A 19,298-nucleotide genomic window follows, 5' to 3' on the forward strand; every position below is an offset into this window, starting at 1 on the left:
GCGCCGGGGCCGTCGGGGCTCACTCCCCCAGCGCGTACTTCACCAGCTCCGGGACCGCCTCGCTGATCGGGTCGCGCAGCACGGCCTGCGCACGGTCGTCGTAGGGGGTCGGCTCGGCGTTGACGACGACCAGCGACGCCCCGCTGTCCAGGGCGATGTCGCACAGCCCGGCCACCGGGTGCACCCCCAGCGAGGTGCCCACGGCCAGGAACACCTCCGCCTCGGCGGCGGCCCGCACCGCGGCGTCGAGCACGTCGGGGTCCAGGCGCTGGCCGAAGGAGATCGTGTCGGTCTTCTGGATGCCGCCGCAGTCCCGGCAGCGCGGGTCGGACTCCTCCTCCAGCCGCTCCAGAACCTCCGGGGTCGGGGTGCGGACGCCGCACTCCATGCAGGCCACCCGGTGAATGGTGCCGTGCACCTCCAGGACCCGGCCTGCGGGGGTGCCGGCGGCCTGGTGGAGGCCGTCGATGTTCTGGGTGACCAGCGCGCGCAGCCGCCCCGCCGCCTCAAGGTCGGCCAGCGCGCGGTGGGCGGCGTTGGGGCGGGCATCCCAGGCGGGGTTCTCCCGGCGCATCCGCCACACCCTGCGGCGGACGTCGGCGTCGGACATGTAGGTGTCGAAGTCGAACAGCGCGGCCGCGCCGGGGTCCTTGGTCCACACGCCCTGCGGGCCGCGGAAGTCGGGGATCCCGGAGTCGGTGGAGATCCCCGCTCCGGTGAGCACGGTGATGCGCTGCGCACCGGCCAGCAGGGGCGCGACGTCGGCGGGGCGGGCGGCTGCGGTCATGGGCGGTCCTCGAAGGTCGGGGCGGCGGCCGCGGGACTCGGGACGGTGCCGCGGGCCGGCGGAACGGCCGCCGTCCCGCCCGCTCCGGCGCGGGAGCGGCCCCGGCGGTGCGGCCGCGGTGCTTCACACTCCATTGTGTCAGCGCCTCCTGCGCGGGTTCACGGGAAGATCACGTATGCGCCACTTCTCATCCACAACCCCGCCGGACATACCGCCGCATGAGGTACTTCGGGGTAATCTCGCTTCGCAGCGGCGACACGGGACGGGTCCGCGTGCGCCCGGCAGAGGAGGTCCGGCGACGCGCCGGGCCGCCACGAAAAGCGGAGGTCACTCGACACCGATGGGGTTGCCTGTAAGCAGACGGCGACCGGCCGTACCGGGCCCGAAACGCTGCGCAAGGCCCAGAACCCGCCGAACAGCGCAAACACCTGCCTGCCCATGAAACAGCCGCCCTACATCCTGCTCGTCAACGGGACGAAGGTCCGCCGACCGGTCTTCGTCCTGGGTGCACCGCACTCGGGAGTCGACCTCATCGCCCGTGCGCTGGGCAAGGCGCCCGGCTTCCACATCAGCTCCGGCCACGGCAGCGTCCAGGACGCCGTCTACGCGCTGGCCCGGCGGCCCTCGATGGCCGAGGAGCGGGCGTCGGGTACGGCTGCGCTGCTGCGGGCGGCCTTCGCAGAGTCCTGGCAGCTCACGCCGCGCACGTGCCCGTACTGCCCGGGCGGGCCGGTGCCCGCGCGCGAGGCCGCCGCGCCCTGCCGGCACGCCGGCGAGGTCAGCAGGTTCGGCGACGCCAGCCCCGACCTGCTCTACTGCGCCACCGCGCTGCAGGCGGCGTTCGAGGACGCCGTGTTCGTGCAGATCATCCGCGACGGGCGGGACGTGGCCGCGGCGATGCTCGGTGACGAGCACGCCCTGTCGTGGTTCCGGCCCGCGCTGGCCAATCTCGACCACGAGATGCCCAATCCCTTCTTCGGCATCGAGGACGAGAAGGACCGCGCGCAGTATCCCCGGCTGTCCACGGCGGGCAAGTGCGCGCTGCGCTGGCGCGGCGCCGTGCGGCTGTCGGCGCGGCTGCGCGGGTCGCTGGGGGCCGACCGGCTGATGACGCTGCGCTATGAGGACCTGTTCGGCGGCGAGGTCGAGACGGCCGAGCAGCTGCGCGAGTTCACCGGCGCCCGCGTGTCGGCGGTGGAGCTGGTGCGCAGCGACTCGCCGGGCATCGGGTCCTGGCGCAACCGGCTCAGCGCCGAGCAGCGCGAGGACGTCCGCGCGGTCGCCGGCGCCGAACTCAAGCGGCTGGGCTACGCCAAGCCGCGCTGAGCGCCGCACCCGCCGCCCACCGCCACGCGGCCGCGCCCGGCGACCCTCCCGGCCGCGGGGCCGACCGCCCGCGCGCGCCGGGAACCGTCAGGAACCGGCCGTCGCCATCCACTCCCCCACCGCCTGCCAGACCTCGTGTGCGGGGTCGATGACGGCGAAGTGGTCGGCGCCGGCGGCCTCGACGAGGTCCGCCGCGTCCCCGGCGGCGCGCGCGGCGGCCGTGTAGGCGCGGCTGTGCGCGACGGGGACCCGCTGATCGGCGTCACCGTGCACGATCAACTGCGGGAGGCCCAGCGGGAGGCGCTCCAGCGGCGCGGCCGCCGCGAATGCGCTGTCGGCGGCGTGCGGGCCCAGGAAGTCGGCGACGGCGCCCTCGCCGAGGCCCGCCTCGGCGGCGGCGCGCAGGTCGGTGACGGGGGCGAGGCCCACGACCGCCGTCACAGCGGAGCCGGGGGCGGCCAGCAGCGCCAGGTGGCCGCCCGCGGAGTGGCCCACGGCGACCACGCGGCCCGGGTCGCCGGGTTCGGCGCCCTCCTCCAGCCGGGCGCCGAGCAGGTCGAGCGCGCCGCGGACGTCGTCGAGGGTCTGCGGCCAGCCGCCGCCGTCGCCGCCGGTGCGCCGGTACTCCACGTTCCAGACCAGCCACCCGGCCTCGGCGAGCTCGGCGGCGAGGGGATCCATGAGGCGCAGGTCGTGGGCGTCGCGCCACCAGCCCCCGTGCAGCAGCACGGCGACGGGGAAGGGGGCGCGGTCGTCGTCATCGGGCTGGTGGATGTGGACCAGCCGGCTGGGGTGTTCCCCGTACGCGAAAACGTGCCTGCTCGCCATCGTGCCTCCCACTCGCCGCCGGCGGCGCCTCGGCCGCGGGGACCTGTGCCGCCTCCCGCCCTGCCGGGCGATCGCGCGTCCCCGGGCAGAAGTGTCGCATCCGCGGTGGCCGGGCGCTGCCGGGCGGTAACGCTTCGCCGAGGCGGCCGGCGCGGGCGAGTGCTCGCGGGGCGGCGCCGGGGAGGCCGCCGGCGCGGGCGTCCCCAGCGCGGCCGGAGGCCGTCGCCGCGCGCGGCCGCCTCGCTTAGCATGAAGGCATGGGAGAGATCGGAATCGTGGCCCTGATCGGGCTGATCGCCGTTGTGGGAGTGCCCGCGGCCATCGTCGTCGGCGGGATCGTCTACGTGGTGCGGCTGGCCCGGCGGGGTACCCAGGCCACGCTCGCCGACGCCGCCAAGCGGCGCGATCTGGCCTGACGCCGCACGCCCCTCCTGCCTCGCGGCCACGCCGCGGCCGGCGCCGAAACGCAGCGGCCGATGCGCCCCGGGGGCTCGGGGGCGCATCGGCCGCTGCGTGCAGACCGGTGGCGCGGCGGTGCTCGCCGCGCGGCGGCGGTCAGGCCGCGTTCATGGTCTCCGGGTCGGGGCCGAAGCGCCGGCCCTCGTTGAGCCCGGAGATCGCGTCCATGTCTCCGCTGGAGAGCTGGAAGTCGAAGACGTCGAAGTTGGAGCGGATCCGCTCGGGGGTCACCGACTTCGGGATGGCGATGTTGCCCAGCTGCAGGTGCCAGCGCAGGATCACCTGAGCCGGCGTCTTGCCGTAGGCTTCGGCGATCTTGGCGATGGTGGAGTCCTGCAGGACCTGCCCCTGGCCCAGCGGGCTCCAGGCCTCCGTGGCGATGTCGTGCTCCTTGTCGAAGCCGCGCAGCTCCTCCTGGGTCAGGCGGGGGTGCAGCTCGATCTGGTTGACCGTGGGCACGATGCCGCCCTCGTCGAGGATGCGGCGCAGGTGGTCGGCGTGGAAGTTGGATACGCCGATCGCGCGCACGCGGCCCTCGGCGTAGAGCCGCTCCATGGCCTTCCAGCTGCTGACGAAGGTGTCGCGGGCGGGCATGGGCCAGTGGATCAGGTACAGGTCGAGCTGCTCCAGGCCGAGCCGCTCCATGGTGGCGTCGAACGCGCGCAGCGTGCTGTCGTAGCCCTGGTCGCTGTTCCACAGCTTGGAGGTCACGAACACCTCCTCGCGCGGCAGGCCGGAGCGGCGCAGCGCCTCGCCGACGCCCTCCTCGTTGCCGTACGCGGCGGCGGTGTCGATGCTGCGGTACCCGGTCTCCAAGGCGGTGCTGACGGCGTCGACGACCTCGCTGCCGTCCACCTGCCAGACACCGAACCCGAGCTGCGGGATGCGCACCCCGTTGTTCAGCGTCACGTCGGGAACCGTGGTCATGGAAAATCCCCCATTGCTCAAGTGCACGATCTTTCTGCCCCCAGCGGTAACCGCCGCGGCCTGGGGCGCATTCCGGCACCGCGGGCGATGTGCACAGTGCCACTCCCTCGCGAAGCGATCGGCGCCGGGGTCCCCTCTCCGACGAATGCCCAGGTCATGGCGTGCGACTCGGCGACTCCCGCGCGACCGGCGGGGGCGGTTCGGCGTAGGCGCGGGGCTGCGCTGCGCAGTCGGCGCTCACTCGCCGAAGCGGTAGACCACCCCGAAGACCAGCTGCACGTCCGAGGCCAGCTCCGGCGCGATGCCGGGGTAGTCGTCCACGCGGCCCTGGTGGAGGACGTAGGGCTCGCCGGGGCGGAGCCGCTCGATCTCGCCGGCCACCGCGGTGCGGGCGGCGGCCGCCGCCACATCGTGCTGTCCGTCGCTGTCGGTGCCGGCGGAGCCCAGCGGGCGGTAGACCAGGTCGACGGCGCGGGCCTGGGCGGGCACGAGCGCTGCCAGCCCGCCGATCTCCTCCATCCCCGAGTCCAGCCGCTTCTCGCGCGTATTACCGCTCATGGCCAACCAACTCCTTACCGCGGACCAGGGACGCCGCCTGCTCCCCACCGTCTCCCAGTAACCCCGCGGCGGCCTTTGCAAACGAAGCCGAAGCACACCGCCGGCGAGGGGCGGCCCGTAGGCTGGGCGGGCGAGCGTGCGCGCGGCCGACCAGCCGACCCGCCGGAGGGCGGGACGCCGCACCGGCGCGCGCCGGACGATCGGGGACACCGGAGCCGGAGGGCGGTCCATGGCAGCCACACCCGCCGCGGCGGGGCCCAGCGGAGGCGGGGAGAGCGCGCTGCGCCGTGAGGCGGCGGGCGCCGCGGGCTCGGCGCCGGCGAACCGCGTCCTGGTCAGTGCGTGCCTGCTGGGCAGCCGGGTGCGCTTCGACGGGCGGGCCAAGACCGTCGAGGACGCCGTGATCGAGCGCTGGCGCGCCGAGGGGCGCATCGTCGCCCACTGCCCGGAGGTGGCCGGCGGCCTGCCCGTCCCGCGCCCGCCCGCCGAGATCGAGCCGGGGGCCGACGCCCGAGCCGTCCTGGAGGGCCGTGCCCGCATCCGCACGCCGCACGGCGAGGACGTCACCCGCCACTACCTCGAGGGCGCCCGGGCGGCCCTGGCCACGGCCCGCCGGCACGGCGTGCGCACCGCCCTGCTCAAGGAGTCCAGCCCGTCCTGCGGCCTGCACCGCGTCTACGACGGGACCTTCACCGGCACGACCGCTCCGGGCCCGGGGATCACCACCCGCCTGCTCCAGGACCACGGCATCACCGTCTTCCCGGAAACCGCCCTCACGGCCGCAGACACCCACCTGCGCGCCCTCCCGGGCGAGGTCCCGTAGCCCGCTGCCGGGCAACCCCGCCCGGGCGCCCGACAGCGCCCCGAACGTGGCGCGAGCAGCCCCGCAGATGCGATAGAGTCTTACTCGTCCGCAGGGCGGCAGCCCACCGGACACCGGGACGTGGCGCAGTTTGGTAGCGCACTTGACTGGGGGTCAAGGGGTCGTGGGTTCAAATCCCGCCGTCCCGACACGTTAAAGCAGGTCAGGAGCCCGACCACCGAGGTAGGTGGTCGGGCTCCTGGGCGTTCGACCGTCATTCGACCGTGGACTCGAACGTCATCTGGCGCCTCAGGATGTTCAAACGAGTCACTGAGCGGTGCTCACCTGTGGTCGAGTGGTCCGTTTGCGGGCGACGTTGACACATGCGCGGGGACCACGGCGGCATCTCGCCAGCGCCAGTGCGGACGTCCTGGAACCATCCCCGCGTGCGCCCGAGCCCAGACGCGTGAGGCGGGGGCCGATGAGTCCTGCACCCCGCCCGACCGTCCCTGGTGCCGACACCTCCGGACGCAGCGGCCGGGAGCACGTCCAGGCGGTGCCGCCGGACCCACAGGCGGGGCTGCCGACGATCAGCGGTGTCGACGGCAGCGCTCCCCGCGCATTCCCTGGGATGGGCCCGCCTGGCGATGGCGATCCGGCGTAGCCGAACGCCTCGGTCGCAGGCGGTGTCAGGCCGCCTTCTTCCGCAGCAGGATGCTCAGGCGGATCGCGGAGATCAGGAAGAAGATCCCGCCGAGGGTCGCGTAGCCGGCCGCACCGGCGATGTTGGCGCCGCCCTGGACGGCTTGGGCGAGAAACGAGGCCCCGGCCAGCACCGAGATGGCGCCGCTGAGTATCTGGGGGACCTGGCCGCCGGAGCGCCGGTTGCGGATGGCGGTGATGAGCTGGGGGATGCCGGAGCCGATCGCCCACGCACCCCAGACTCCGAGGGCGGCGGCGATGGACACGGTCGACGCCGCGCCGAGGACGATGGCCACGACGACGCTGACGACCACGTTGAACCGGCCCGAGACCTTCGAGCGTTCCGCGTCCGGGGCGACGCGGAGCTGCCACAGGACGGCTCCCGCGTCGAAGAGCGGATAGACGACCAGCACGACCGTCAGGAGCGGCCCCGTCATGGCCGAGGTCACGAAGAGGAGCACCGCCCAGGCCGACGCGCACCGCGGATGGATGCTGGAGGAGTTCGCCGACATCGCCGCGGAGGCCGGGGTGCCGGATGTCGCCTCCGCCGCGCGGCAGCTGATGATCCTGCGCGACGGGGCGATGGTGAACGGCTACCTCGGCGAGCCGTCCGCCGTGGCCGACTCTCTCGCGGCCGCGGAAGCCTCCTAAAAGTCGCCGGGCCCGCGGCGGCCGCGGGCCCGGCGCGGGCGTGCGGGTCAGTGTCCCGGCGGCGTGCCGGGACTCGGTGGCTCTGCGGCGTCGCCGGGCCGACGTATCGAGGGCTGTACGGGGGAACCGCGCCGACTCGGCCGGGCGGCACGGACCGGACCCGCCGCCCGGGCCACGCCGGGGGGCGCGCCGGCTCGTCCGTGCCCTTGGAGTTCGGCGAGCGCCCGGCGATGACCGTCGGAGAGCTGATAGACGCCGGCGCCGTCGACCGCGTCCAGGTAGTCGTCGAAAGTCCGGTTCCGGATCGCCAGGTTTCCCACCACGGACGGGACCGCCGCGGGCGCGACCCGAACCGTCCGGCCGGGCTCCTCGTCGACGTCGATGAGCAATAGCGAGCGCTCATCTGCGGAGAATGTCCGGCCGTCGGCAACGACGAGCACCGGATAGCGACTGCCCTCCGGCACCAGGCCCACCAGCTCCGGCACGGACAGCCCTTGGTGACCGCGGTCGGCCAGAACGGTCATCCAGTCGCGGCCGAGCCTTTCCAGTAGCACCTGCCACGCCGCGTCATCTGTGAAGTCGGTACGCAGCAGTGGCGAGTAGTCGGTTTCCGGCAACTGTGCGGTCACACGGCCTCCCGGTCCGGCGGGCATTCAGCAGTTGTTGACGGGCCCGAGCTTAACCGGTCCACGAACGGCAGCCTCGGCCCGTCCCGGGAGTCGACCTCCCATTCGGGTAGGCGCTACCTGCGTGTCTCCTCCAATCGGAGCGCGACGCCCAACGCGAAGAATGTCGGGGCCCATTCGCCGATGAACATCCCCCACCGGTCGGCACGATCGGTACCGGCGTCTTCCTTCGCCTTCGAGGCCGACCAGGCCAAGATACTCAGGCCGATGGAGGCGGCCCCTGCGGCGTAGGCCATGTCGGAGGTGATTCCGGCCTGGGACAGTTTCTCGATCATAGTGGTCACCGTCCATCGTCGTTGGCAGCACTGACCATGGGCGGGCTGCCCCACCTCGCGTCAATGCAACCCGAGCAGAAGCCAAAAGCGGCTTGAACAAGGGGGCAGGGCTGCGCCCAGCCGGCTGGACCGCGCTTCTCCAACGGCCTCATCGCACACGCGGAAGGCCCTTCGGCCACCGCTATCGGCGTCGGCGTGCATTTTCAGGCGACTCCGCAACCGGCGTCCGGTCCGCGCATCGCCAAGTCACGCGCCGTGCGCCGGCATCTCGGCGGGGCCGGGCTCCTGACCGGGTTCGACGACGGTGAACTGGCCCATCATGCCCTGATCCTCGTGGTAGAGGACATGGCAGTGGTACATGTACGGCGTGTCCGGGTCGGTGTGGTCGGTGAAGTGCAGCGCGATGCGGACCTTGCGATAGGGCGGCAGGAACACCGTGTCCTTCCAGCCCGAGAGTTCGGGCGGCGGCTTCTGCCCGTCGACGCTGAGAACCTGGAACTGCACGTCGTGGACGTGGAAGTTGTGGTAGGTGCCGTCGATGTTGACCACCTCCCACACCTCGGTGGTGTCCACGGCCGAGGCGAAGTCGATGCGCCCCATGTCCATCAGCTTGCCGTTGATCTCCCGGCCGGTGAGCTGGAAGGCGCGTTCGGCGGCCGGCTCGGCGAGGTCCACCGCGGGAGCCGGGGCCAGCACCGCCGGCAGCACTCCGGCGGGTTCCAGGTCGGAGCCGCCGCGCAGCTCCAGCACGTCGAACGCGTCGTCGCCGCCGCTGAAGCGCTCGTCCCAGAAGTTGGTGCCGATCCGCGGCGGGTAGCTGCGCAGCACGGCCCGCTCCCCCGGAACCGCCTCCACCACGATCTCGGCGCGCTCGCCCGGTGAGAGCTGGATCCGGGTGGTCTCGTGCGGGGCGGGCAGCAGCCCTCCGTCGGTGGCGATCAGCCGGAACGGCCGGTCGTCTGCGAAGCCGAAGCGGTAGACCCGCGCGTTGGAGGCGTTGAGCAGGCGCAGCCGCACCCGCTCGGTGGTGACGCGCAGATACGGGGCGACGGTGCCGTTGACGACGATCGTCTCACCGAGCACCCCGACGTCGCTCAGAGCCGGGCTGTCCTCGTCGAGCTGGTTGTTCCGGTCGAAGTTCTTGTCCTGCACGATCACCGGGATGTCGTCGACCCCGTAGCGGTGGGGCAGGCCCTCCGGCTCGGACCCGGGGTCGTCCACGATGAAGAGCCCGGCGAGCCCCCGGTAGACGTGCCGCGCGGTCCGCCCGTGCGGGTGGGGATGGTACCACAGGGTCGCGGCGCGCTGGTCGACCGTCCACGCCGGCGCCCAGCTCCGGCCGGGCGGGATCTCCTGGTGCGGGCCGCCGTCCATCGCCGCGGGCAGGTGCATTCCGTGCCAGTGCAGGCTGGTCGGCTCCCCCAGGTCGTTGCGCACGTTGATCAGCACCCGCTCCCCGCGCGCGGCGCGCAGCGTAGGCCCCAGGTAGCCGCCGTTGACTCCCCACGTCACGGTGGGGCCGCCCGGGAGGAAGTCCGTCTCGCCCGCTTCTGCTACCAGGTCGAAGACGCGGCGCCCAGCGCCGTCCAGGCGAGATTCCGCCAGCGGGGGCACGGCCAGCGGTCGGGTGAACGCGACCCGCCCGAGCGTTCCGGTCCGGGCGCCCGCGAACGCCGCCGCGAACCCGCCGCCGGCGGCGAGCGCGGGCAGGCCGATCAGGCCGCAGGCGAGCAGTGCGCGGCGGGTGAGGCGTCCCATGGGAGGTGCTCCGATCCGGTGGGCGATCCGATGCTCCAACGGTCGCGGAGGGGTCCCCGAGCGGGAATCGGGACGATGCCCTAACCGGGGACTTATTCCGCGCGGCCGGTCGCGCAGGAGGCACCCCGAAAGGACGGTGCCCGGGGGGTCCGGCATGATCGGCAGCGTGGAGCTCATCGGACGCCGGCCGCAGCTCGCCGTTCTCGGCGAGGCGGTCCAGGGCGCGCAGGCCGGGTACCCGCAGTTCGTGGCCGTCGGCGGTGCGGCGGGCATCGGCAAGACCTTCCTGCTCGAGCACTTCGCCGAGAACCTCGCCGCGGCGGGCGCTCGGGTCGTGCGCGGAGCGGGGATCGAACTGGGCTCGCAAGGGCTGGCGCTGGTGCCGGTGCGTGCCATGGTGCGCGACCTCGTGCGGCAGGTCGGCCGGGAACGGGTGGCCGAACTGGCCCCCGACGCCGCGGCCCTGGCTCCCCTGCTGCCGCGCACGGGCGGTCCGCAACCGGACGACCGCGGCGGCCCCGCCCGGTTGTTCGACGCGTTGACCGCCCTGGTGGAGCGCCTCGGCCAGGAGCGCACCGTGCTGCTGGCCGTCGACGACCTGCACTGGGCCGACCGGTCCACGCTCGATCTGCTGCGCTACCTCGTCCGGACGCTGCGCGACAGCCGCGTCGTGACCGCGGCCGCCTACCGTTCCGACGACATCGGCCCCGATCATCCGCTGGTCGGCTTCCTCGCCGAGCTCGGGCGGCTGCCCGGCGCGCACCGGATCGACCTGCCCCCGCTGGGCCGGGCCGAAACGGCCGGACTCATCGGTGCCCTCGCGCCGGAGCGGTTCTCCGAGCGCCGGGTCGACGAGGTCTTCCGCCGGACCGGGGGCAACACCCTCGCGGTCCGCGAGCTCGCCGCCGAAGACGTGCTGCCCCCGTCGTTGGCCGATCTGGTCCTGCGGCGGGTGCGGCGGCTCGACGACCGGGTGCGCGAGCTGGTGCGGCTCGCCGCGCTCAGCGCCGCACCCGTCTCCCACGACCTGATCGCGGCGGTCGCCGGCCTGGACGAGGCCGAGCTGATCGCGGGGCTGCGGACCGCCGTGGACGCCCGCCTGCTGGTGCCCTCCGGCGACAGCTACGCCTTCGCCCACGCATTGCTTCGCGAAGCGGTGCGCGACGACCTCCTCCCCGCGCAGGCGAGGCGGTACCACCGCAGGTACGCCCGGGCGCTGCAGAGTGACCCGTCGCTCGTCGCGCCGGAGCGCCGCGCCTCCGAGGCCGCGCACCACTGGTACGGGGCCGGCGACCTGGAGCAGGCGCTCCCCGCCCTGCTTGAGGCCGCCGACGCCGCCGAACGCCTCAATGCCCGCGCCGAGCAGGCCCGGCTGCTGGAACGGGCGCTGCGCATCGCCGAGCACGACCGCCCCGCGCTGCTCCGCCGCGCCGTCGAGGCGGCGGCGTGGGCAGGCGAGGACGTCCTGGCACTGGACCTCATCGAGCGCGCTCTGGCCGAGGGCGCCCCCGGCACCCCCGGCGAGGAGGCGATGCTGCTCGCACTGCGTGCGCTGACACTGCTCAACCTGCGACGCGGCGGTGCCGCCGCCGCAGCGGAGGAGGCGCTGGGGCGGCTGGAGGGGGTCCCGGCCGCCGAGCAGGCTCCGGTGCTGGACCTGGCCGGCGCCGTGTTCATGGCCGACTGCCGCTGGGAGAGGGCGCGCGACATCGGCGAGCAGGCGCTGCGGCTCGCCGCCGACAACGGCGACGCCGCGCTGGCGGCAAACGCCCGCATCACGCTGGGAACGGCGCTCACCCGCATCGGCGACCGCGCGGTCGGGCTGTCCGTGCTCCACTCGGTCCGGGAGGAGTGCGCCGAGCGCGGCGATACGATCGGCTCGGCCCGGGCCAGGGTCAACCTCGCGATCGTGGAGGTGTCGCTGGGGCGGTACGAGGCCGCGGTCGGCACGGCGGAGGCCGGGTTGGAGTCCTGCCGTGCCGCCGGGCTGGAGCGGACGCTGGGGGCGCTCCTCACCGCGGTACTGGCTACCGCGCTGAACGCCATGGGACGCTACGCCCGCGTCGAGGAGGCGGCCGCGCTGGCCCTGCGCAAGGACCCGGCCAGCGGGTTCGCCGGCGTGCTGCTCGCGCTGAGCGGCGAGGCGGCGCTGCGGCGCGGCGACCTGCCGACGGCGCGGGAGCGCTGCTCGCTGGCCCGGCCCCTGGTGGGGGGCGAGGCCGCCCCGCCCGTCTACGCCTTGCCGTACCTCCGGGTCGAGGCGGAGGTGGCGCTCGCGGAGAACCGGCCCGAGGACGCGCGGCGGATCGTCGTCCAGGGGTTGGACAGAGCGGCCCGCGCCGGCAACGAGGCCGACGCCTGGCCGCTGCTGCCGGTGGCGGCTCGCGCCGCCGTCCGCGAGGGCGACGCGAGCCTGCGCGAACGGGTTCGCGCCACCGCCGGCGGGCTGCGGCGGGACACGCCCCCGTGGGCGGCCTTCGCCGCCGAGTGCGCAGCCGAACTCGGCGACGCTCGGTGGTCGGCGGCCGCGGCCGCGTGGAAAGCGGTCGCAGATCCCTATCGCGAGGCCTACGCGACCATGCGCACCGCTCAGGAGGAGGGGCGGGGCAAGGACCGCGGCGGGGTCCCCGCGCTGCTGCGGTCGGCCGCGGCGACTGCCCGCGACCTGGGAGCGGCCGCCCTGCTGCAGGAGATCGAGGTCCTGGCCCGCGGCGCCCACGTGGTGCTGGAGCACGAGGCGCCCGCCGCGAAGACCCCGGCCGAGAGGCTGGGGCTGACCGCCCGCGAGGCCGAGGTCCTGCGTCTGGTGGCCGAGGGCAGCAGCAACCGCCGGATCGCGGCCGAGCTGTTCATCAGCGTCAAGACGGCGAGCGTGCACGTCTCCCGCATCCTGGGCAAGCTCGGGGCCGCGACGCGGGGCGAGGCGGCCGCGACCGCGCACCGCCTGGGCCTGTTCGAGCCGTGACCGCGCTGGACGCGGCCGCTGTGCGGGCGCCCAACGTCCGGGCGGCGGACTCAGCGCGCCAGCACCTGGTCGAGGACACGGTCGAGGTCGGCGGCCGGGTCCCGGCTTCCGGCCCGGCTGCGCCAGGCGACGAACCCGTCCGGGCGCACCAGCAGCGCGCCTTCGGCGCCGATGCCGTGCTCGGCCGAGGCGTCGGACAGGTCGGCTCCGAACCGGTGCGCCGCGAGGCCGCGCCCGGCCGCGGCCTTCGTCCAGGCCGCTCCCTGCGGTCCCGCCAGCAGTACGAATCCCGCACCGTAGAGGTCGAGTGTGGACATCACGGTCCCGTTCCGGTATGCCGTCACGTGCGGCGCGCGGCTTCCCGGCGCGCCCTCCAGCAGGTGCGGCGGCACGGGGGCCGCGTCCGCGGGAGCGCCGACGACCGCGGCCGAACGGTACCGGTAGCCGAGCGACACCGCCGCGTAGTCGAGCGCCGCCTCGTCCGCGCCCGGACCCATCCGGCTCCCGAACAGCGCCATGGCCTGCCGCATCGTTGCCGTACCGACGCTTCGCCGCTCGTCGTGGTAAGTGTCGAGCAGGGCCGCGCCCGCCTCGCCGGCGATGACGGCGGCGAGCTTCCAGGCCAGGTTGTGCGCGTCCTGGATGCCGGCGTTGGCGCCGAGCCCGCCCGTGGGGGGCCACACGTGCGCAGCGTCGCCGACCAGGAACACCCGGCCCTTGCGGTACTCGGTCGCGATCTGCGCGGCGATGGGAAAGCCCAATACCGTGCGGTCGGTTCCCGGAATCTGCGGGCGCAGCGCCACCTGCGCGCCGGGCAGGCCGGCCGCTTCGCGCACCATCTCGGCGACCCGCTGGTCGGTGTAGTCGGTCGTCGACTCCTGCGCGGGGTCGTAGCCGGTGCCGAACACCCACTTCCGGCCCTCGGTGTCGTGCGGCATCAGGATGGTGAAGGGGCGCGGCCGCTGCAGGTAGGCCATGCTGACCGCACGTCCGCGCAACGCCGGAGCGAGGTCGGCGTCGACGAGCGCGGTGAGGGTGTCGTACAGGGTCCCGGGCCCCTCGGTCGCGATCCCGAGCCGCTGCCGGACGCCGCTGTGGATGCCGTCGGCCGCCACGAGGTAGTCGGCACGCAGGACCTGCTCGGCGCCCGAGGAGCGGTCGGCGAGCACGGCCGTCACACCGCCGCCGTCCTGCTCGAAGGAGTCGAGTTCGACGCCGTAGCGCAGGACCGCGCCGGCCTTTCGGGCCTTCGCGCGGACGATGCGCTCCACGACGTCCTGGTCGACCGGGCAGAACCCGGTCGGGCTCGCCGCCGATCCGTCGTCCTCACCCGGCTCCTCGGGGACCTCGTAGGCGTCGTCGGCGAGCGTGTCGGCTTTCACCGGGCGCCAGGCGAAGTCCGGGCCGGCATAGGAGGCGGCACGCAGGGCCTGCTCCAGCCCGCATTGCCGGTAGGCCTCCATCGTCCGCGGGGTGAGGCCGCGGGCGCGCGGATGCGGCAGCACATCGGGGTGGCGCTCGACGAGCGTGCAGGGCACTCCGTGCCGGGCCAGGAACAGAGCAGCGGAGAGTCCGGTGACTCCGCCGCCGACGATGAGGACGGGGGTGTGCTGGTCTGGCATGGTCCCTCTCAACATGGTTCGGCTCCGCCTTCGGGATGGCGCGGCCGCGTCGGGTGGGCGCGCGGCGGCCGGATACCGGCGGGAGGCCAGTCGACTGCGTCGGTCGCAGACGGGGCAAGGATGGAGGGCGATCCCGGCTCGAAGCGTCGGGCGGATTCCTTATCCGCGGCCTCAGCCTGCACTGCGCCACCCGTCCGCGCTCGGCGAGGGCCCGGGGCGCGGGCGGCGGTGAGCCTAGCGCCGTGATCGGGAGGGAGCGGGCCGCACGTGCGGCGGGGACCGGGTTCAGCCGGTTTGCGGCGCCCGCGCAGACCAGCGGGAACAGCCCGTACGGCAGGCCCCGCGCGTCCTGCCGAGGAGCCGTGTTCGAACGTCGCGCTACCGCCGCCTGCCGCCGGCCTGCGATCCCGATGGGCGTGCGGCCGCCGACGGCCGCAGGCGGTGGGCGACGGCCACCAGCACGAGCGTCAGCACCAGCAGGCCCGTCCAGATCACCCATTGCTCGGGCCACAGCCCCGGTGACTCGCCGCCCGGCCTACGGCCTCCGTCGGCTCCGGTGGCGATGACGGCCAGCAGGCCGAGGAGGGCTGCCACAACGGCGAGTCGGCCGGCGAGCCGCGCCGTCAAGGGCAGCGGGCGCGACTCCCTGCCCGGGCCCCGCAGGCGCAGCCGTTCGCTCGGGCGTGCCGGCGTAAGCAACCGCAGCAGCAGGAGCCCGGCGAGGGGCAGCTGCAGCGCCCACACCAGGGTGCGGAAGGGGCCGTCGTACCAGACGTTGGTGCCATACAGCAGGGTGTGCCACACGCTGAGGATGTAGACCACGATGATGAATCGGTGCAGGGCCCGCCACATGCGCGAACCGGTCCGCTGACGCAGGTAGAAGGCCAGGCCCAGCGGGATCGCCAGATAGAGCGCGAGCAGGCCGAGCAGGATCGCGATGCGGCCGGTGCCCGAGGAGTAGACGCCGGGGACGAAGACGTCGGCGAAGGCCGTGAGGAGCCCGCCGGCCCAGGAGTGGTCCTGCTGGTTGGCCCGGACCTGGTCGGCGAAGAACATGAAGGCGTGCATGAACATCAGCCCGATGGTCGTCAGGCTCGTCGTGCGGTGCAGCTTCTCCACCCGCGGCACCGTCAGCCACCCCCACGCAGGGCGGGGCCCGGACCGGAGCAGGCCGAACAGGACCGTGATGTAGGCCCACAGCAGCCCCGACCAGCCGAACGCCTGGCACAGCCAGTACATCCAGAACTCGGGTGCATCGGCGAGCATCGGCATGACCCGGATCGTCGCCGAGGTCCCGTTCTCCACCCGGGCGTACAGCCACGCGAAGACCGCGCCCGTGATCACCAGCGCGATGGCGGCATCGGGCACCGCGCCGCGCAGGTCGGCTTGCAGACCGGGCCAGTCGAACCGTCCGGTTCTTACCCGGCCCCGCGCTGCGGACGCGGCCGCATCAGCCTGTTCGGACATTGCACGACTCCGTTTTCCGTGCCGCTTTCCGCGGCCTCGACGACGGACAATCCGCAGCCTCGGCGGACAGCTTCTCATATTCCCCTGCCGCCAGGGAATGCCCGCCCAGGAGAACGGCGACGGGAGAACCCGGCGGGCCTCATCGGCGCGTGCGGAGGTGCACTTCCCGTGCCCGGGATCCGGTGCCGGGGCGGCGTTCCGCGACCCGATCCAGGACCTCGGAAGACGTTTTTCGACCAGGAATTTTGCGCGGTGGCGACTTCGCGCCCGACCGATATCCCGAGGTGGTTTCCACCCTTCCAGACAAGGCGGCCCGACCCGCGATCCGCAGAACTCGGGGAGACACTTCCGCGAGAATGCACGGCGGCGATTACCAACGGAAACGGGTTCGCCGGGGTGTACCCGGATACGCGTGCGCCGGCTGGTGAACCGGATTCGTCGAGGCCGTGTTCGGGCAGGGTGGACCGCCGCACCCGCGCTCGGGAGCCGCCCGACCCTGCGAGCCCATGGGGAGGACGTCGCGAACGGATGCCGGACCACTGCCCACGCGCGGTCCTAGCGGCGGGGCCGCGGCAGCACGATCGGCGTCCCCGTGAGCGGATCCTCGATCACCCTGCACGGCAGCGAGAACACGGCCTCCACGGTCTCGGCGGTGACCACCTGCGAGGGCGCCCCCTGCGCGGCGATCTCCCCGTCCTTCATGACGATGAGATGGTCGGCGTAGCGGCCGGCGAGGCCGAGGTCGTGCAGCACGAGCACGATCGTCCGGCCCGACCGGGTGTCCGCGCCGGTGAGCAGCTCCAGCACGTCGACCTGGTGGGCCGGATCCAGGTAGGTCGTCGGCTCGTCGAGGAGCATCACATCGGGGTCCTGCGCGAGCGCCAGGGCGATCCACACCCGCTGGCGCTGGCCTCCGGAGAGCTCCTCGATCGGACGTTCGGCCAGTTCGGTCACACCGGTGGCGGCCATGGCCCGGGAGACCGCCGCGGCGTCGGTGTCGCTGAACTGGCGGAACCACCGCTGGTGCGGGTGGCGCCCGCGCGCGATGAGATCGGCGGCGGTGATCCCGTCCGGGGCGACGGGCTGCTGCGGAAGCAGCCCCAGCCGCCGGGCGAGGCTCCTGGCCGGCAGCCGGGCGATGTCTGCACCGTCCAGGAGGACGGCCCCGCCCCGCGGCTTGAGCAGCCGGGCCAGTCCCCGCAGCAGGGTCGACTTCCCGCAGCCGTTGGGTCCGACGATCACGGTGACCTGCTCGGGCGGCAGCGCCACCGAGACCCGGTCGACGACGGTCTGGGACCGGTATCCGAGGCTGAGGCCGGTGGCGGCCAGCGTGGCCGCCGATGGGGAGTGCGATGTCATCCTGCGTGTCCGATCCGGTTGGCGCGGGCGAGGAGGTACAGCAGCACCGGTGCTCCCACCACCCCGGTCACGGCGCCGACGGGCAGCTCGACCGGAGCGAACAGCATCCGGGCGGCGAGGTCCGCGGAGACCGTGAGCAGGGCGCCGACCGCCGCGGTGGGTGCGAAGGCGGCGCCGCGTCCGGGGAGCAGCCGGCGGACGATCTGGGGCGCCGCGAGAGCGATGAACCCGATGGGGCCGGCTGCGGCGGTGGCCGTCGCGGCGAGCCCCACCGCGACGGCGACGAGGGCGGTCCTTGCCCTGCCCGCGTGCCTGGAGAGCACGCCGGCCAGCTCGTCGCCGAGTTCGAGCAGCCGCACGTGGCGGGCCAGTACGACCAGGGCGGGCACGGCCGCCGCCAGGGCCGCGGCGATGATCGCCGCGTGCAGGCCGCCGCGGTTGGCGAGGCTTCCGGTCAGCCAGGCGGCCGCGGCCGTCGCCCCGTGGTAGTCGGCCCGGGTGAGCAGGAAGGACACGCCCGAGGTCAGCATGGCCGCGACCCCGATGCCGACCAGCACGAGCCGGTGGCCGCTCAGGCCGCGCTTGGCCGACAGCGCGAAGATCGCCGCCGCGGTCGCCCCCGCCCCCGCGAGGGCGCCCGCGACGGTGTGCAGTCCCGAGCCGCCGAAGACGGTCAGTACCGCCAGGGCGCCGAAGGCGGCTCCGGAGTTGACGCCGATCACGTCCGGACTGACCAGGGGGTTGGCCGCGATCCGCTGCAGGATCGCTCCGGAGAGCGCGAAGGCCGCACCGGCTCCCAGGCCGGTGGCCGCGCGCGGCAGCCGGTTGCGCACGACGACGTCGTACTCGATGAGCGTGCCGCCTCCGCCCAGGACCCGCAGCACGCCGGCGGTCTCGATGTCGAACCGGCCCAGGCTCAGCGAAAGCACGGCCGCGCAGCCGGCGAGCAGCCAGGTGATCGCGGCCAGCGCTGCGGACCGGCGCCCGAGCCGGAACACCACTGCGTCGCGCGGGCCGCGCAGCAGGAGCGCGTCGCGGTCGCCGGCGATCACAGCCGGGCCGCCTTGCGCGTGCGGACCAGGTGGATGAAGAAGGGGGCCCCGATCAGGCCCGTCACGATGCCCACCTGCAGCTGTTCGGGCCGGATCAGCACTCTGCCGAGCACGTCGGCGAGCAGGAGCACGGTCGGCGCCAGCAGGACGCACCAGGGGACGATCCACCGGTAGTCCGGACCTGTCAGCGCTCTCGCCATGTGGGGGACGACCAGGCCGACGAACCCGATCGGCCCGGCGATCGCCGTCGCGGCGCCGGCCGGCAGCACGACCGAGACGGCGCCCAGCGCCCGGGCCGCCAGCGCCCGGGTGCCCAGACTCCGTGCCATGTCCTCGCCGAGGGCGACCGCGTTGAGGTCGCGGCCGATCAGCACGGCCAGGCCGACACCGGCCAGCACGGCGGGGGCGGCGACCGCCAGGTCCCCCGATCCAGACCGGGTCAGCGAGCCGACCGTCCAGAACCGGAAGTCGTTGAGCACGGAGGGGTCGAGGAGGGTGATGGCGGTGGTCGCGGAGCCGACCATGGCGCTGAAGGCGGCCCCGGCCAGTGCCAGCTTCACCGGCGAGGCGCCGCCGCCCAGGGAACCGAGCGCGTAGACGAAGACCGCCGCCAGGGCGGCTCCGGCGAAGGCCGACCACAGGTGGCCGGCGAGGGAGCTCACCTGCAGGAAGGCCATGGCGGACACGACGGCGAAGGCCCCCCCGGCGTTGACGCCGAGGATCCCCGGCCCCGCCAGCGGATTGCGGGTCAGCCCTTGCATCACGGCGCCCGCCGCGCCGAGCCCCATCCCGGCGAGCACGCCGGTGGCGGTTCGCGGCACGCGCACGTGCCACACGACGCGGTCGGCGTCGCCGCCGCCGGGCGAGGCGAGGGCGGAGAGAGCATCGGCCACGCTCAGGTCGTAGTTGCCGACGAGGACCGACAGGGCGGATGCGGCCGCCAGCAGCAGGCACGCCAGCACCAGCCCGGCCGTTCTGCCGATCCCTCCGGTGAACAGGCTTCCGCCGTTTCCGCTGCGCGGGATCGGGCCCGCCGCAGGCCCGGACCGCGCAGCGGTTGTCGAGCCGGCCACG

General features: G+C 74.1%; 18 protein-coding genes and 1 tRNA gene. 6 read left to right on the forward strand and 13 right to left on the reverse strand.

The features are described 5' to 3' along the window. Window positions 1–19 precede the first annotated feature (19 nt). Window positions 20–787: a Sir2 family NAD-dependent protein deacetylase gene (locus tag FZ103_RS24450; protein WP_156004572.1), complete on the reverse strand. Its 768-nt coding sequence runs from the start codon at window positions 785–787 to the stop codon at window positions 20–22. A gap of 438 nt (window positions 788–1,225) precedes the next feature. Between FZ103_RS24450 and FZ103_RS24455 the strand changes: the two genes are divergently transcribed. Next, window positions 1,226–2,113, forward strand: a complete 888-nt coding sequence (locus tag FZ103_RS24455; protein WP_156004573.1) for a sulfotransferase — start codon at window positions 1,226–1,228, stop codon at window positions 2,111–2,113. Window positions 2,114–2,200: 87 nt separating this feature from the next. Here the strand turns inward: FZ103_RS24455 and FZ103_RS24460 are convergent, their stop codons facing one another. Further along, window positions 2,201–2,941 carry a S9 family peptidase gene (locus FZ103_RS24460; RefSeq protein WP_156004574.1) on the reverse strand — a complete coding sequence of 247 codons (741 nt, stop codon included), beginning with the start codon at window positions 2,939–2,941 and terminating at the stop codon, window positions 2,201–2,203. 257 nt (window positions 2,942–3,198) lie between these two features. On the opposite strand from FZ103_RS24460, the gene FZ103_RS25040 reads away from it, so the two are divergent. Continuing rightward, entirely contained in the window at window positions 3,199–3,357 is a 159-nt protein-coding gene (locus FZ103_RS25040) for a hypothetical protein (protein ID WP_186356815.1), read from the forward strand. Between the two features lie 139 nt (window positions 3,358–3,496). Here FZ103_RS25040 and FZ103_RS24465 read toward each other — a convergent pair whose 3' ends face one another. Continuing rightward, complete coding sequence (locus FZ103_RS24465) at window positions 3,497–4,327, reverse strand: aldo/keto reductase (protein WP_156004575.1); 831 nt, start codon at window positions 4,325–4,327, stop codon at window positions 3,497–3,499. Between the two features lie 237 nt (window positions 4,328–4,564). Then, complete coding sequence (locus FZ103_RS24470) at window positions 4,565–4,885, reverse strand: hypothetical protein (RefSeq protein WP_255430292.1); 321 nt, start codon at window positions 4,883–4,885, stop codon at window positions 4,565–4,567. A 229-nt stretch (window positions 4,886–5,114) separates the two neighbouring features. Between FZ103_RS24470 and FZ103_RS24475 the strand changes: the two genes are divergently transcribed. Together FZ103_RS24475 and FZ103_RS24480 are read left to right on the forward strand one after the other, a co-directional pair. Continuing rightward, window positions 5,115–5,708, forward strand: coding sequence for a DUF523 domain-containing protein (locus FZ103_RS24475; protein WP_156004576.1), 594 nt, complete (start codon window positions 5,115–5,117; stop codon window positions 5,706–5,708). A gap of 114 nt (window positions 5,709–5,822) precedes the next feature. Beyond that, window positions 5,823–5,896 (forward strand) — tRNA-Pro (locus FZ103_RS24480). Between the two features lie 480 nt (window positions 5,897–6,376). Here the strand turns inward: FZ103_RS24480 and FZ103_RS24485 are convergent. After that, on the reverse strand, window positions 6,377–6,826 hold the full coding sequence (locus FZ103_RS24485; RefSeq protein WP_222936844.1) for a DUF308 domain-containing protein: 450 nt from the start codon (window positions 6,824–6,826) through the stop codon (window positions 6,377–6,379). On the opposite strand from FZ103_RS24485, the gene FZ103_RS25230 reads away from it, so the two are divergent. Then, on the forward strand, window positions 6,825–7,040 hold the full coding sequence (locus tag FZ103_RS25230; protein ID WP_222936845.1) for a hypothetical protein: 216 nt from the start codon (window positions 6,825–6,827) through the stop codon (window positions 7,038–7,040). The genes FZ103_RS24485 and FZ103_RS25230 overlap by 2 nt on opposite strands. Before the next feature lie 47 nt (window positions 7,041–7,087). On the opposite strand, the gene FZ103_RS24495 is transcribed toward FZ103_RS25230, so the two are convergent. From FZ103_RS24495 to FZ103_RS24505, 3 genes are all read right to left on the reverse strand, one after another. Then, entirely contained in the window at window positions 7,088–7,669 is a 582-nt protein-coding gene (locus FZ103_RS24495) for a DUF6924 domain-containing protein (RefSeq protein ID WP_156004578.1), read from the reverse strand. A 113-nt stretch (window positions 7,670–7,782) separates the two neighbouring features. Continuing rightward, on the reverse strand, window positions 7,783–8,001 hold the full coding sequence (locus FZ103_RS24500; RefSeq protein WP_156004579.1) for a hypothetical protein: 219 nt from the start codon (window positions 7,999–8,001) through the stop codon (window positions 7,783–7,785). A 246-nt stretch (window positions 8,002–8,247) separates the two neighbouring features. Continuing rightward, complete coding sequence (locus FZ103_RS24505; protein WP_156004580.1) at window positions 8,248–9,759, reverse strand: multicopper oxidase family protein; 1,512 nt, start codon at window positions 9,757–9,759, stop codon at window positions 8,248–8,250. 166 nt (window positions 9,760–9,925) lie between these two features. Here FZ103_RS24505 and FZ103_RS25920 point away from each other — a divergent pair, with 166 nt between their 5' ends. Next, entirely contained in the window at window positions 9,926–12,724 is a 2,799-nt protein-coding gene (locus FZ103_RS25920) for a helix-turn-helix transcriptional regulator (protein WP_222936846.1), read from the forward strand. A gap of 50 nt (window positions 12,725–12,774) precedes the next feature. Here FZ103_RS25920 and FZ103_RS24515 read toward each other — a convergent pair whose 3' ends face one another. The 5 genes from FZ103_RS24515 to FZ103_RS24535 form a co-directional block, all read right to left on the reverse strand. Beyond that, a complete protein-coding gene (locus tag FZ103_RS24515) occupies window positions 12,775–14,346 on the reverse strand; it encodes an FAD-dependent oxidoreductase (protein WP_156004582.1) in 1,572 nt (523 codons plus the stop codon). Window positions 14,347–14,724: 378 nt separating this feature from the next. After that, entirely contained in the window at window positions 14,725–15,813 is a 1,089-nt protein-coding gene (locus FZ103_RS24520) for a ferric reductase-like transmembrane domain-containing protein (RefSeq protein WP_156004583.1), read from the reverse strand. A 555-nt stretch (window positions 15,814–16,368) separates the two neighbouring features. Continuing rightward, window positions 16,369–17,172: an ABC transporter ATP-binding protein gene (locus tag FZ103_RS24525; RefSeq protein ID WP_156004584.1), complete on the reverse strand. Its 804-nt coding sequence runs from the start codon at window positions 17,170–17,172 to the stop codon at window positions 16,369–16,371. Next, window positions 17,169–18,224 carry an iron chelate uptake ABC transporter family permease subunit gene (locus FZ103_RS24530; RefSeq protein WP_343233699.1) on the reverse strand — a complete coding sequence of 352 codons (1,056 nt, stop codon included), beginning with the start codon at window positions 18,222–18,224 and terminating at the stop codon, window positions 17,169–17,171. The genes FZ103_RS24525 and FZ103_RS24530 overlap by 4 nt, the downstream gene beginning before the upstream one ends. Beyond that, the gene (locus FZ103_RS24535) at window positions 18,221–19,297 is read right to left on the reverse strand and encodes an iron ABC transporter permease (RefSeq protein WP_343233700.1); all 1,077 of its coding nucleotides are present in this window, start codon (window positions 19,295–19,297) and stop codon (window positions 18,221–18,223) included. Before FZ103_RS24535 ends, FZ103_RS24530 begins: the two co-directional genes overlap by 4 nt. Window position 19,298 lies beyond the last annotated feature (1 nt).

Origin of the sequence: Streptomonospora sp. PA3 (assembly GCF_009728995.1) — a bacterium.
GTDB lineage: Bacteria > Actinomycetota > Actinomycetes > Streptosporangiales > Streptosporangiaceae > Streptomonospora.